Source organism: Chromobacterium amazonense (assembly GCF_001855565.1).
GTDB classification, from domain to species: Bacteria; Pseudomonadota; Gammaproteobacteria; order Burkholderiales; family Chromobacteriaceae; genus Chromobacterium; species Chromobacterium amazonense.
Map to the genome: position 1 here is coordinate 108430 of NZ_MKCR01000008.1, position 13893 is coordinate 122322.

The following is a 13893-nucleotide window of genomic DNA, read 5'->3' on the forward strand; positions in this document are numbered from 1 at the left end:
ATGAAAAGAGCAATCATAGTCGGAGGCGGGCTCGCCGGCGGGCTGACCGCCATCTACCTGGCGAAGCGCGGCTACGAGGTCCACGTGGTGGAAAAGCGCGGCGACCCGCTGCAAGACCTGTCGTCCTATGTGGACGTGGTCAGCTCGCGGGCCATAGGCGTCAGCATGACCGTGCGCGGCATCAAGGCGGTGCTGGCCGCCGGCATACCGCGCGCGGAACTGGACGCCTGCGGCGAACCCATCGTGGCGATGGCGTTTTCCGTCGGCGGCCAGTACCGGATGCGGGAGCTCAAGCCGCTGGAGGATTTCCGCCCGCTGTCGCTGAACCGCGCGGCGTTCCAGAAGCTGCTGAACAAGTACGCCAACCTGGCCGGCGTCCGCTACTACTTCGAGCATAAGTGCCTGGACGTGGACCTCGACGGCAAGTCGGTGCTGATCCAGGGCAAGGACGGCCAGCCGCAGCGCTTGCAGGGCGATATGATCATCGGCGCCGACGGCGCGCACTCGGCGGTGCGGCAGGCGATGCAGAGCGGGCTGCGCCGCTTCGAGTTCCAGCAGTCTTTCTTCCGCCACGGCTACAAGACGCTGGTGCTGCCGGACGCGGCGGCGCTGGGCTACCGCAAGGACACGCTGTATTTCTTCGGCATGGACTCCGGCGGCCTGTTCGCAGGCCGCGCCGCCACCATCCCGGACGGCAGCGTCAGCATCGCGGTCTGCCTGCCCTATAGCGGCAGCCCCAGCCTGACCACCACAGACGAGCCGACGATGCGCGCCTTCTTCGACCGCTACTTCGCCAAGCTGCCGCGGGATGCGCGCGACGAGATGCTGCGCCAGTTCCTGGCCAAACCCAGCAACGACCTGATCAACGTCCGCTCCAGCACCTTTCATTACAAGGGCAATGTGCTGCTGCTGGGCGACGCCGCCCACGCCACCGCGCCTTTCCTCGGCCAGGGCATGAATATGGCGCTGGAGGACGCGCGCGCCTTCGTCGAGCTGCTGGACCGCCACCAGGGCGACCAGGACAAGGCCTTTCCCGAGTTCACCGAGCTGCGCAAGGTGCAGGCCGACGCGATGCAGGACATGGCGCGCGCCAACTACGACGTGCTCAGCTGCTCCAATCCCATCTTCTTCATGCGGGCCCGCTACACCCGCTACATGCATAGCAAGTTTCCCGGCCTTTACCCGCCGGACATGGCGGAGAAGCTGTACTTCACGTCCGAGCCGTACGACAGACTGCAGCAGATCCAGAGAAAACAGAACGTTTGGTACAAGATAGGGAGGGTCAACTGATGAAGATTCTGGTCATAGGCGCGGGGCCGGCCGGCCTGGTGTTCGCCAGCCAACTGAAACAGGCGCGTCCGCAGTGGGCGATAGATATCGTCGAAAAGAACGACGAGCAGGAAGTGCTGGGCTGGGGCGTGGTGCTGCCGGGGAAGCCCGGCCAGCATCCGGCCAATCCACTGTCCTACCTGGACGCGCCGGAAAGGCTGAATCCGCAGTTCCTGGAAGACTTCAAGCTGGTGCATCACAACGAGCCCAGCCTGATGAGCACCGGCGTGCTGCTGTGCGGCGTGGAGCGCCGCGGCCTGGTGCACGCCTTGCGCGACAAGTGCCGTTCGCAGGGTATCGCCATCCGCTTTGAATCGCCGCTGCTGGAGCATGGCGAGCTGCCGCTGGCCGACTACGACCTGGTGGTGCTGGCCAACGGCGTCAATCACAAGACCGCCCACTTCACCGAGGTGCTGGCGCCGCAAGTGGATTACGGCCGCAACAAATACATCTGGTACGGCACCCGCCAGCTGTTCGACCAGATGAACCTGGTGTTCCGCGCCCACGGCAAGGACATCTTCATCGCCCATGCTTACAAGTACTCGGACAAGATGAGCACCTTCGTCGTCGAGTGCAGCGAGGAGACCTATGCCCGCGCCCGCCTGGGCGAGATGTCGGAAGAGGCGTCGGCCGAATACGTGGCCAAGGTGTTCCAGGCCGAGCTGGGCGGCCACGGCCTGGTGAGCCAGCCCGGCCTCGGCTGGCGCAACTTCATGACCCTGAGCCACGACCGCTGCCACGACGGCAAGCTGGTGCTGCTGGGCGACGCGCTGCAGTCCGGCCACTTCTCCATCGGCCACGGCACCACGATGGCGGTGGTGGTGGCCCAGCTGCTGGTGAAGGCGCTGTGCACCGAGGACGGCGTGCCGGCCGCGCTGCGGAGTTTCGAAGCGCGCGCGCTGCCGCTGGTCCAGCTGTTCCGCGGCCATGCCGACAACAGCCGGGTCTGGTTCGAGACGGTGGACGAGCGCATGCACCTGTCCAGCGCCGAGTTCGTGCAGAGCTTCGACGCGCGCCGCAAGTCGCTGCCGCCGATGCCGGAAGCGCTGGCGCAGAACCTGCGCTACGCGCTGCAACGCTGAGGAGGCCGCATGGAAAACCAGGAACCGCCGCTGCTGCCGGCGCGCTGGAGCAGCGCCTACGTGTCGTACTGGAGCCCGATGCTGCCGGATGACCAGCTGACGTCCGGCTACTGCTGGTTCGACTACGAGCGCGACATCTGTCGCATCGACGGGCTGTTCAATCCCTGGTCTGAGCGCGACACCGGCTACCGGCTGTGGATGTCCGAGGTCGGCAACGCCGCCAGCGGCCGCACCTGGAAGCAGAAGGTGGCCTACGGCCGCGAGCGGACCGCCGCCGGCGAGCAGCTGTGCGAGCGTCCGCTGGACGACGAGACCGGCCCCTTCGCGGAGCTGTTCCTGCCGCGCGACGTGCTGCGCCGGCTGGGCGCCCGCCATATCGGCCGTCGGGAGGTGCTGGGCCGCGCGGCCGACGGCTGGCGCTACCAGCGTCCGGGCAAGGGGCCGTCCACGTTGTACCTGGACGCCGCCAGCGGCATCCCGCTGCGCATGGTCACAGGCGACGAGGCCGCGCGCGCTTCCGTGCGCGACTTTCCCAATGCCAGCGAGGCGGCCATCCCCTGCGAAGTTTTCGCCGCGAACCGTTAACGCTAGAGCGGCAATGGAAACGGGGCGGCCACGCGGTCGCCCCGTTTGTCTTTGGAACCTGGCGTTCAGGCGGGATCCGGGGCCAAGGCTGGCAGTGCCGCGCTACGCTGCCAGAACGGCTGGTCGCGCCAGGGCGTCTCCAACCCCATCAGCGCGGGCCCGTCCGGCAGCGCGGTAGCGTACTAGCAACCATGCGGGCTGGACTCCACCTGCGAATGGGCGATGTAGCGGTAGTTGTTGCCGTTGGCCGGGGCGTCCGGCTGTCGCCACAGACTTTATCCTCGGCGCTGAGCTGGCCGCTGACGCGGTCGAGCAGCATGCCGAACGGTTTTTTGGAGTCGGCCTGGGTAGTCATGTAGCCTCCGCGCGTGATGATGGCGCATGCCGAGCGGCGCGCGCCTTCCTGCGTTCAGCGCTTGATCAGCGTGGCGACGGATATGTGCGGCCAGACGATGCCATCGAATACCAGCAGCACGGTCTGCGTGTACTGAAGCTGCAGGAACTGGCTGCCGTCCGGGCGCTGCACGGTTTCGATCCAGAATATCGAATTCATCTCCGTGGCGTTGGCGTTGACCACGATGAAGGGAATGTTGACGACGGCGCCGACGTTCTTGGAGCTTACCGGCAGATTGGTGGTATTGACGATCCTCAGCCCTTGCTCCGCCTGCTGGCTCAGCACATTGACCAAGGCCTGGTTGGGGTTTTGCATGTCGAAGCCCGGCGGGAACTGGCCGTTCAAATACGGGTCGATGTAGCCCAACGGCGGCTGCGGGGTGCCTGGCAGCAGGGTGGGCAGCGGGCTGACGGGGTCGATGACGGGGGCGCGAGCCTCGCTGGAGGCCTGGCCTTGCGCCAGCAAGGAGTCGCCATGCGGAATGGTGGCCTGGCGCACGATGGTGGACGGCGCGTCCGGATCGCTGGTGGGCGGCACATTCAGCCACAGGCCAGGCTCTGTATGGATGCCCTCGTCGGTGGCGGCGTCGTTGACCTGCTGCAGATAGGTGAGTCCGTACAGGAGAATGTCGTCCTGTTTCGAGCCGCGGTTGGGAATCGGGCCGCCGATGGGCGTGAAAGTCAGGGTTTCCTTGGTGGCGTTGACGATCAGACGGAAGATTTGCTTGTTCTGGAAGTCCGGCACGGCGATCAGGTTATAGCCATGTCCCACCCAGGTGCCGGGTAGTTCGGCAAGCGGTCCCAGATTGTGCTGGGCTTGTTTGATTGGTGTGGCGGCGCGTTGCAGCAGATTCATGTATCGACTCTCCCACGTAAATGTGCGGACGGTAGTGCCCTTCAAACGAACGATTCCTCTTGCAAGTGCTTCATGCCATGTAAGTGTTATTACTTATCCATGTTGGCACAATGGAATATTTGGCATGTGCTGGTTATAGATAGGGCAGAGGCGATGTCAAGACGCGCGCAACGGGGCGGCCGGGCGCGGTTTACGTTCACCACAATGGAGAGAATGATGGCGAATCCTATCGACAACCCGGCGCTTGACGATTCTTACGTGGTGGCGGAGGAAGATCCGCCGGTCGCGAGCCATCGCAAGGTCGGGCGGCGCATCGGCGCGGCGATCATCCTGCTCAGCCTGACTTTGTCGCTGGCGATGGGCATCGGACTGCAATTGCCGTTGATCCTGGCATTGCTCGCCGGCGGCCTGACCCTGTTCGTGGTGATGCTGGCGGCCACGCCGTATCTGCGTTTCATCGACCACGGCTGGTGGACGCGCTACGAGGAATTCGGCAACCAGCTATGGGGACATGCTTTGTCCCAGTATCTGTGGCACTTCTGGCACAGGCGGGCCGAGGCGACGGGCGCGCTGGCGCGAGGACAGGCAGGGCCGGACGCTCAGCAGCAGGCGAAGGCGGCTGGGCTGTTCGACGCGATTTATCGCGAACAATATGGGCCGGACGCCTTCATGGTGCCGTTGACTCTATTGCTGTTCGTGGTGTTTTTCGAGGCCAATTACGTGGTGCTGTTTCCATTGAAGGAAATACTGCCGGGCGGCCATCCCCTGACGGGTTATCTGGCGCAGTTCGGCCACTTCGAGCTGCAGGCCAGCGCGATGAGCGGCGCTTACATGTTTGTGGTGGGCGATGCGGTGAACAGCGTGCGCAAGCGTTGTCTGAATGTGTCCGACGTCTATTGGTACGTGCTGCGCATGCTGCTGGCGGTGCCCATCGCGTATTCGATCACGCTGGCGCTGCCGGACAGTGCAGCGGTGGGCGTGGCTTTTGCGCTCGGGGCCTTGCCGATAGACAGCATCATCAAGCTGCTGCGCCGGCTGGTGAACAGCAAGCTGAGTACCAACGAAGCCGATCAACCGGATCCCTTGCTCTCGCTGGATGGCGTGACGCCCGCCATCGCGAGCCAGTTGGAGGCGGAAGGCGTGTCATCGATTGACCAGCTGCTGGACATGGACCCGGTTTTGCTGGCCATTCATACCGGTTTGCCGTTTCGCTTCATTCTGCGTCTGATGTCGCAAGCCATTGTGCGCAGGCATCTGGGCGACGCCGCTTTCGCGCTGGCGCCGATGGGGCTGGCGGACGCGATTTCCATCGCCCGGCTGGTGCGGGACCTGCAAACCGCGCGGGCGCAAGGGCAAACGGACAGTCCCGCCGACAAAGTCTTGGACGGGGCCTGCCAGTTGCTGCAGTCGGTTTCCAAGGCGGCTTGGCCGGACAGGCAGGCGGTGGAATTCGTATTCGGCAATATCGCGGCTTATGCCTATACCGGGCTGCTGATGTCCGCCGGCGGCGACAGCTCGGCCCCCGCATGAGCAAGCGCTTTCACAGCAAGGGCATGATCCGTCGCAACGCTTCCTCCAGCAAGGCAGGCGGACAGCCAAAGTTCAGCCTGAGCCAACCCGGGCTGCCGAAATCCCGGCCATCGCTGAGGCCGACGCCAAGCCGCTCGAATTCGGGCAACGGGTTGTCCGGATGGACCGCGCGGGCATCGAACCAGGCCAGATAGGTGGCTTCCGGTGGAATCAACGGCAGGCGGCTGTCGGCGAACACTTGCGTCAGCCGGTCGCGGTTGCGCCGCAGCGTGTCCAGCAGCGCCTGCCGCCAGAACTCGCCATTCCGGTAGGCGGCTTCCGCCGCGACATAGGCCAGCGCGCCCACCGGCGGCACCAGATGCGACATCTCGCGGCGAAAGCGGCTGCGCAGCGTTCTGTCCGGAATGACGGCGAAGGCGCAGCCCAGGCCGGCCAGGTTCCAGGTTTTGGACGGCGACATCAAGGTGATGGTGCGCGCGGCGAAGTCGGGATCGACAGCGGCGAGCGGACGATGGCGCCGCGGCGCCAGGATCAGATCGCAATGGATTTCGTCCGAACAGATGATCAGATCGTGCCGTTTGGCCAGAGCGATCAGCGCCTTCAATTCGTCCTCGTCCCAGCAACGGCCGGTGGGATTGTGCGGATGGCTCAGCAACAGCAGCTTCGCGCCCGGCGCCGCGCGTTCCATCGCGGGCCAGTCCCATTGCCAGCTGCCATCGCCGATGATCAAGGGGACGGCGCGGAGCGCGCGTGAAGCTTCTTGCGGCACCCTGAGGAAGGGCGGATAGATAGGCGTCGTGGTCAATACGGCATCGTCGGGGGCGCCAACCGCGCGGCACGACACATTCAGCGCCGGCACCAGGCCAGGCAGCCAGACCAGCCATTCGGGCTGGATGGCCCAGCCGTAATGCGCCATCAGATGCGCTTGCGCCGCCTCGACAAGCGAGGCCGGAACATGGGTATAGCCGAACACGCCGTGGTCTATCCGCTGACGCAGGGCGCGCAGGATGGCGGGCGCGGCGGCGAAGTCCATGTCGGCCACCCACATCGGCAGGATGTCGCGCCCGGCGTATTTGTCCCATTTCTCGCTGGCGGTGCCGCGGCGGTCTATGAGGCGATCGAAATCCATGGCGGTAACCGACTCTCCCAGAGAAACGGTTGAATGGATTCCATCATATCCCAGCGCGCCGGATCCGTGCTGCGCTTCAGCCGCGATTCTGGCCGATTCTGAGCTGGCGAGGACTGATGCCCAGCAACTGGCGGCATAGCCTGGTGAGGGCGCTCTGGTCGGAGAAGCCGCAAGCCGTGGCGATCTCCGCCAGAGGCCGATGGCTGTGTCGAATGGCGTGGCTGGCCGCATCCATGCGGGTCCGGCGGATGAAGTCGCCGGTACAGAGTTGAAACACGCGTTTCATGCGCCGATCCAGCTGGCCGATGCTGAGGCCGGATAGCTCACACAGCTCGTCCAGATGAAGCGTGCGGTGGTAGTGGGTCTGGATGTGGTCTACGCAAGCGGCGAAGCGCTCATCCAGCAGCTTTTCCCGGGTCAGATCGGCCAGATCTTTCGAAATGCAGACCAGGCCGAGCAGTTGTCCATCCGGATGCTGCAGCGGCTGCTTGCTGGTCAGGCACCAGCCGTGGGCGCCGTCGGGGTAGACGGTCAGGTCAAGCCGGTTGCGCAGCGGCGCGCGCTCGGCGTACAGCGAACGGTCTTGCGCGTGGTAGCGGTCCGCCATGGCGCTGGGAAACAGCTCATGCGCGGTGCGGCCCTCCGCCTGGCAGCGGTTGCGCAGCGCGCAGCGCGCCACGCAGCCTTCGCTGAGCGCAAGGTAGCGGCTGTTCAAGTCCTTGATCGCGAATACCACATCGGGCAGGTGGTCGAACAGCGATGCCATTGCACGGGCGGCGGGCAGCTCGCTGATCAGAAATGGCTGCTGAAGGGACATGTGCACGTTGTGACGATCCTTGCGCAAGGCCGCCTGGCGGCGGCGAGGTGGCTATGCCATCCCGGTTGCCAATTATTTACTTGGCATTTACATGGATAACATGGATCAACTTCATGCATTTTGCAAGAAAGCCGCGGCGAGGGCTGCGCCGCGGCTGATTGGATTATTCGTAACTGGCATTGACGCTGACGCTGGCAAACGGCTGCTTCGCCTGCAGAGTCAGATAATACCAATGCCCGCTTTGCGGCAAGGGAATGGCGACGGACTCCTCATTGCCGACGCCGGTAGAGGCGTAGTCATAGCTGGATGGCGTCGGGTAGCGGTCCTTGGCGACATAAAGATCCACATCCCCGGTGCCGCCGCTGGTCCATAGCCGCAGATTGCGCGCGCCGGCAGGCAGCAGAATGGTGGCGTAGGCGGCGCCGGCGGCGGACGCGGTGATCGAGCAGTTCTTGCCCAGCCGGTTCGGATAGCCTTCATTGCATGGCGGCAGGCTGGAAGCTGGAGGCAGCGGAGGCTGGCCGGCGGTGGAGGCGGTTTGCGCCCAGGCGGCGAATTCAGCGTCGTAGCGGCTGCCGATCTGCCGCATCAATCCCATATAGCCGCCCGCGTAGTCGCCTTTGCGCCATAGCGGCAGCATGGCGTCGATATCGGCGCGGTGCCGCTCGAACATGAAGCGGGTGGCCATATAGCCCCAGCGGTAGGCGCGGGTGACATAGTCCGGCATGTCGTAGGTGTTGCCGAAGATCTGGCTCAGCTTGTAGTTGCCGGTCTTGGCGACGTCGATGGCGGTCTGGTTGTCGTTGCGCAAGGAGAGATATTCGGCCAGCCCCTCTATCCACCATACGGTCGGCTGCTGGGTGGCGGCGGCGAAGTCGCCATACATGTCGAAGCGGCCGTCCAGGTAGTGGATGTATTCATGCTCCAGATTCCACACTTTGAACACCGGGCGCAGCCAGGACGCTTCGTGGGCGATGAAGCGGGCCTGGTTGTTCGGATCGGCCGGATTGCCTTCCACATACATGCCGCCATTGTCGGTGCCGATGCCGTAAATCACGCCGGCGTACTTGGCGTAATTGTCGTAGTCGTCGAACACGACCACCTCCAGCGAGGTGTTGTCGTCGTCGGCTACCGGCTGTTTGTGGGTTTGCAGCATCTGGTGGAAATACGATTCTTCCTTTTGCAGCAGCGCGCACGATGATTGCATCTGCTCGTCGGTCATTTCCTGTGCGCGGATGCGGATGGTGGGGCTGCAGGTGTAGCGCTTGACCAGGACGGCGTCGGCGAGCCGGGTTTCAAAATTGCAGGTGCCATATTCGCTGCAATGGCTGGCATCGTAGTATTTCACCGCTTCGGCGGCTGCCAGCCACATTTCGTTGCCGGCGCCGGTCATGCTGCTGCCGGCCAGGATGGTCTTGGCCTGGGGCTTGATCGAAGGCAGCAGCGCCGGGTACTGCATGAAGCGCAGCCCCTCGCGGGTGGCGTCGCCCAGTTGGAAGGCGCTTTCGGTGCCGATCAGGCTGGTTTTATCCGCCAGCACGAACTGAGTCAGCGCCGCCGCATAGCTGCCGTCATTCTGCAGCAGCGGCAGGGCATTGGCGCGGCCATGGGCGTAGAAAAGCACAGTCAGCGCGCCAGTGAAGCCGCGGCTGGCCGAGCTTTCCCGCAGGGCCTGAGCCGCGTTTGGATTGGCCGCGCTGTTGGTGTAGCGCTGGATGATGGCGCGCATCGAGGGCAGATAATAGGCCTCGTCCGCCATATTGGTGATCAGCGTCATCACCTCGTTGGCGGTGGTGGGCGCCTGGGCGTTGGCGGCGAACAGCGCCGAGCCGTCAGCCAGTTGCTTGATGCCGGGGCGCAGCACGGCCTGCAGATTGGCGTCCAGCGCCGGCAGCGTGCCGGTGCTGGCCAGATAGTAGCCGGCGCGCAGATAAAGCGTGAGGTTCACCAGCGCCATCGACGAGGCGTCATAGGCCGCAGCCTCCTGAGCGAAGCGGCCGGCCACGGCGTTGAGATTCGAGGGCGTGAAGATCGTTGCTGCCAGGTTCTTATCCAGCGCAAACAGGCCGTAAGCGCAGGTGTAGTCGGGCAGAGTGGCCAGATAGTTGGCAAGGTCGGCGCCGCTGTGGCTGGCCAGCGCGTTCATGTCCTGGCATTGCGGCGTGGCGGCGTGTCGGATCAGTTTCTTCTGCGGCCGGCCGATCACGGTGCGGTTGTCCTGCAGTCGATAGAGGGCTTGGAAGTCCGTCGGCGGACGATGCTGCCACAGCCGCGGCGCGGCCGGTTGCCGGCTCTGCATTTTCGCTTGGTGCGGCGTTTTGTAAAGCTTGGGCGATGCCTGGGCAGGCGTCGCCAGCGCGGCGGCCACGGCGATGCACAGCGCGGCAAGTGAGATGCTTCGCATGTTTTGTCTCCGGAAAATCAGGGCGTTTCCCTGACCCGAAAATCATGCCTAGTGTCCTTGCGCATTTCTTGCCGAGTCTTTCCGCCGCCGCGCGCAGATTTGCCAAATGCGTTCCGGCTCCGTCGTGCGCGGCGAGCGGCGCGGCCTGGCTTGGCCATGGGAAAGTGGCGGTGACCGGCCTACTGGTCCTCGGCCTCGCGCAACTCCTTGATCCGTTTGTATACCGTGGCGCGGCCCATTCCCAGGACGTTGGCCACGTAATTGACCGCGCTTTTGCCGCTGAAAGCGCCTTCCGCGTGCAGCGCATCCACCAGTTCCCGTTTCTGGGCGCGCCCCAGAGTGTTGAGGCTGGCGCCGCGCTCGCGCAGCCAGCCGTGCAGGAACAGATTGATGCGCTCCTGCCAGTCGTCGCGGAACAGTTCGGCCGGCTGCGGCCGCACGCCGGCGCCCTGGAGCAGGATGTCCAGCGCCCCGCGCATCTCATCGAACACTGCGATATTGAAGTTGATGCACATCATGCCGGCTGGCCGGGCCTGATCGTCGAACAGCACCGCGCTGACGCTGCGCATCCTGCGGCCGTCCCAGTTGAGTTTTTCGTAGGGGCCGACGACGCGTTCCCGAGCGGTGCCTGGTATTTCTTCCAGGGCGGAGTCGTCGCCTGTTTCGCGGCGGGACAGATTGTGGGCGATATGCAGCACGGTCTGATCGCGCAGGTCATGAATCACCACTTCGACATAGGGATGAAACAAGGCGGCGATGCCGTCGGCGATATGGGCGTAGCGATTCAGCAGCAGATCTTTCACCGGGGAAGGCTGGGTTCGATGCATGACAGCGGACAGAAGTGAGCGATGGTTTGTATTATAGACAATTTGTCTCTGTTTTGGACAGTGTTGCCTGAATGTCGCACTCGTCGGCAGGATCTTTTTCCGCAGCTAATTGCCTTTTTAGCAAGGTTTTTCGGCGAGGTTGCCTTGGTTTTTCGCTGGATGGGTTCGTGATCTTAGAGATATTTTTTTGTATAAATTGTCTATTTTGTAATTTTTGTCTATATTTAATTTGTCTCAACTCCATCCCGCGCGGTTGTCGCAGTGCGTCGCCGGGCCATTTTACAGGACGCAAGATCATGAACGATTTGTACCAGTGCATACTCGATGCCCATCGGGCATTGCGGCCGCAGGTCGCCGTCACGCCTTTGAACCACAGCCCGGCGCTGTCGGCGCTGACCGGCTGCGAAGTGTATTTGAAGTGCGAGCACCTGCAACACACAGGCTCCTTCAAGTTCCGCGGCGCCAGCAACAAGATCCGGCTGCTGGACGCCATGTCTCGCCGGACGGGCGTCGCTACCGTGTCCAGCGGCAACCACGGTCTGGGCGTGGCGCTGGCCGGCAAGCTGGCCGGCGTGCCGGTTACGGTGTACGCCTCGGCCGCGGCGTCCGAGGTGAAGCTGGACGCGATCCGCGCCCACGGCGCGAAGGTGGTCGTCATCGATGCGCCGATGTTGGAAGTGGAGTTGGAGGCCGCGCGGCTTGCCGAGCAGGCGGGGCTGCCCTTCGTCTCGCCGTACAACGACGTCGACGTCATCGCCGGCCAGGGCACGATAGGGATGGAGCTGGCCGAGCAGCATCCCGGCCTGGCGGCGGTGTTCGCGTCGGTGGGCGGCGGCGGCATGATTTCCGGCATCGGCTCCGCGTTGGAGATGATGAGTCCGAACACCGAGATCGTCGGCTGTTGGCCGCGCCATTCCCAGGCGCTGTATCAGAGCATGCTGGCCGGCGAGATCGTCGAATACGAGGAGCTGGACACCATTTCCGACGGCACCGCAGGCGGCGTGGAGCCTGGCGCAATCACTTTGCCCATCGCGCAGCGGGTGATAGACAAGACCGCGCTGGTGGACGAGGCGGCGATCAAGGCCGCGATGCGCAAGATCGCCGAGACCGAGCGCTGGATCGTCGAGGGCGCGGCCGGCGTCGCGATGGCGGGGCTGTTCCAACTGGCCGAGGCCTACCGCGGCCAGCCGGTGGCGGTGGTGCTGTGCGGCCGCAACATCAAGCTGGAGACTTTCCTGGAGGCTTGCCATGAAGCTGCTTGACAAGAACGCCATCATCACGCGCTTCGACGCCGACCGGGCGCTGGCCAGGGTGAGGGCTGGCTTCATCGCCTACTCGCGCGGCGATGTTCTGTCGGCGCCGGTGCAGAACTTCCACTTCGCCGACGCCAACGGCGATTGCTGCGTCAAATCGGCTTATATCGCCGGAGAGAAGGTGTTGGCAGTGAAGATATCCACCGGTTTCTACGACAACCCGGCGCGCTGCTTGCCCAGCAACGACGGCCTGGTGCTAGCGCTGTCGGCCACGGACGGCAGGGTGCTGGCGTTGTTGCAGGACCAAGGTTGGCTGACCACGATGCGGACCGCGCTTGCCGGGCGGCTGGCGGCCAGTTTATTGGCGCCGGCGAAGGTCGAGGCGATAGGTTTGCTGGGGGCGGGCGAGCAGGCGCGCGCGCAACTGGAGCAACTGATGCAGGTCACGGATTGTCGTGACGTGCGGGTTTGGAGCCGGCAACCGGAGCAGGCCGCCGCTTCTGCGCCTTTGCCGCGCAACTGGGCTTCCGCGCGCTCGCGGCGGCCGATCCGCGCGAGGTGGCTGCGCAGGCGAACCTGATCGTCACGGCGACGCCGTCGCGCGGGCCGCTGCTGCAGCGCGGCTGGATACGGCCGGGCACGCACATCACCGCGCTGGGGGCGGACGGACCGGGCAAACAGGAACTGGACCCGGCCATCGCGGCGGAAGCGGATGTGGTGGTCGCCGATTCGTTGGCGCAGTGCGTGGCCTACGGCGAATTGTCGCACGCGGTCAATGCAGGGCTGCTGGCGCCGTCCCGCATCGTAGAACTGGGTGATGCGCTGGCCCAAGGCCGGAGTTTGCGGCGCAGCGACGATCAGATCACGCTGGCCGATCTGACCGGCATCGGCGTCCAGGACGCGGCCATCGCAGCCAGCGTGCTCGAACAGACTGGCTGAGGCGGGCGCGGGAAGCAGTCAGCCCGTTCCATCAGGAACGGGCTGACTGCTTTTCGAATGGCGCCGCCCGACATGACAGCGGGTGGCGGACGAGGGGGGGCGCTCTGGCGTCAGGCCAGGTCGGTGATGATCAGCTTGGCGATGTTGAAGTAGATCACCAGGCCGGTGCCGTCGATGAAGGTGGCGATGAAGGGGGCGGACACCACGGCGGGGTCGATGCGAATCTTCTTCAGCAGCATCGGAATGATGGACGACACGATGGCGCTCCACACCGTGATGGCCACCAGCGTCAAACACACCACCAGCGCCACTTCATGGCCGACGCCCAGCATCCAGGCCCGCAGCAAGCCCACCATGCCTATCGCCAGCGCGATCATGAACGAGGTGGTGACTTCCTTGCGCAGCACGGCGCCCAGATTGCGCAGCCCCACTTCGCCCACCGCCATGGCGCGCACCAGGGTGGACGTGATCTGCGTGCCGCTGTTGCCGCCGGTGCCGATCAGCAGCGGAATGAAGAAGGCGAGCGCGATCACTGCCTCCAGTTGTTCCTCGAATACCTGCAGGATGGTGCTGGTGTAAGCTTCGGCGGCGAACAACAGCAGCAGCCAGGGCAGGCGCTTCTTCCACAGGCCCCATGGACTGGTGCTCAGGTACGGCGTGTCCAGCGGCAGGCTGGCGCCTTGGCGCTGGGCGTCGTCGGTGCCTTCATCGCGGATCAAGGCGGCGATTTCGCGCTCGTACAGCGCGCC

Annotated in this window: 11 protein-coding genes and 1 pseudogene; 6 read left to right on the forward strand and 6 right to left on the reverse strand. The window is 64.4% G+C overall.

What is annotated here, in order from left to right; genetic code table 11:
* The 3 genes from vioC to vioE are packed head-to-tail and all read left to right on the forward strand — an operon-like array spanning position 1 to position 2996.
* Entirely contained in the window at positions 1–1290 is a 1290-nt protein-coding gene (gene vioC, locus BI343_RS06125; protein WP_071109056.1) for an NADP-dependent violacein biosynthesis oxygenase VioC, read from the forward strand.
* Positions 1290–2411: a flavin-dependent violacein biosynthesis monooxygenase VioD gene (gene vioD, locus BI343_RS06130; protein WP_071109057.1), complete on the forward strand. Its 1122-nt coding sequence runs from the start codon at positions 1290–1292 to the stop codon at positions 2409–2411. Before vioC ends, vioD begins: the two co-directional genes overlap by 1 nt.
* A gap of 9 nt (positions 2412–2420) precedes the next feature.
* Positions 2421–2996, forward strand: coding sequence for a violacein biosynthesis enzyme VioE (gene vioE / locus BI343_RS06135; protein ID WP_071109058.1), 576 nt, complete (start codon positions 2421–2423; stop codon positions 2994–2996).
* A gap of 409 nt (positions 2997–3405) precedes the next feature.
* On the opposite strand, the gene BI343_RS06140 is transcribed toward vioE, so the two are convergent.
* On the reverse strand, positions 3406–4245 hold the full coding sequence (locus BI343_RS06140; RefSeq protein WP_071109059.1) for a heme-binding protein: 840 nt from the start codon (positions 4243–4245) through the stop codon (positions 3406–3408).
* 216 nt (positions 4246–4461) lie between these two features.
* Here BI343_RS06140 and BI343_RS06145 point away from each other — a divergent pair, with 216 nt between their 5' ends.
* Positions 4462–5775 (forward strand): hypothetical protein, encoded by a 1314-nt coding sequence (locus BI343_RS06145; protein ID WP_071109060.1) that lies wholly within the window; start codon positions 4462–4464, stop codon positions 5773–5775.
* A 10-nt stretch (positions 5776–5785) separates the two neighbouring features.
* On the opposite strand, the gene BI343_RS06150 is transcribed toward BI343_RS06145, so the two are convergent.
* From BI343_RS06150 to BI343_RS06165, 4 genes are all read right to left on the reverse strand, one after another.
* Positions 5786–6904 (reverse strand): MalY/PatB family protein, encoded by a 1119-nt coding sequence (locus BI343_RS06150; RefSeq protein ID WP_071109061.1) that lies wholly within the window; start codon positions 6902–6904, stop codon positions 5786–5788.
* Positions 6905–6980: 76 nt separating this feature from the next.
* Complete coding sequence (locus BI343_RS06155; RefSeq protein ID WP_244886587.1) at positions 6981–7721, reverse strand: AraC family transcriptional regulator; 741 nt, start codon at positions 7719–7721, stop codon at positions 6981–6983.
* Positions 7722–7884: 163 nt separating this feature from the next.
* On the reverse strand, positions 7885–10125 hold the full coding sequence (locus tag BI343_RS06160; RefSeq protein ID WP_071109062.1) for a M9 family metallopeptidase: 2241 nt from the start codon (positions 10123–10125) through the stop codon (positions 7885–7887).
* Positions 10126–10304: 179 nt separating this feature from the next.
* Positions 10305–10928 carry a helix-turn-helix transcriptional regulator gene (locus BI343_RS06165; protein WP_280513320.1) on the reverse strand — a complete coding sequence of 208 codons (624 nt, stop codon included), beginning with the start codon at positions 10926–10928 and terminating at the stop codon, positions 10305–10307.
* Between the two features lie 320 nt (positions 10929–11248).
* Here BI343_RS06165 and BI343_RS06170 point away from each other — a divergent pair, with 320 nt between their 5' ends.
* Both BI343_RS06170 and BI343_RS20315 read left to right on the forward strand, forming a co-directional pair.
* Positions 11249–12214, forward strand: coding sequence for a threonine/serine dehydratase (locus BI343_RS06170; RefSeq protein ID WP_071109063.1), 966 nt, complete (start codon positions 11249–11251; stop codon positions 12212–12214).
* Positions 12201–13144 (forward strand): annotated as a pseudogene (locus BI343_RS20315) (ornithine cyclodeaminase family protein). The gene BI343_RS06170 and the pseudogene BI343_RS20315 overlap by 14 nt, the downstream one beginning before the upstream one ends.
* A gap of 110 nt (positions 13145–13254) precedes the next feature.
* On the opposite strand, the gene BI343_RS06180 reads toward BI343_RS20315, so the two are convergent.
* The coding region (locus tag BI343_RS06180) for a magnesium transporter (RefSeq protein ID WP_139165664.1) at positions 13255–13893 on the reverse strand (639 nt) is incomplete at its 5' end.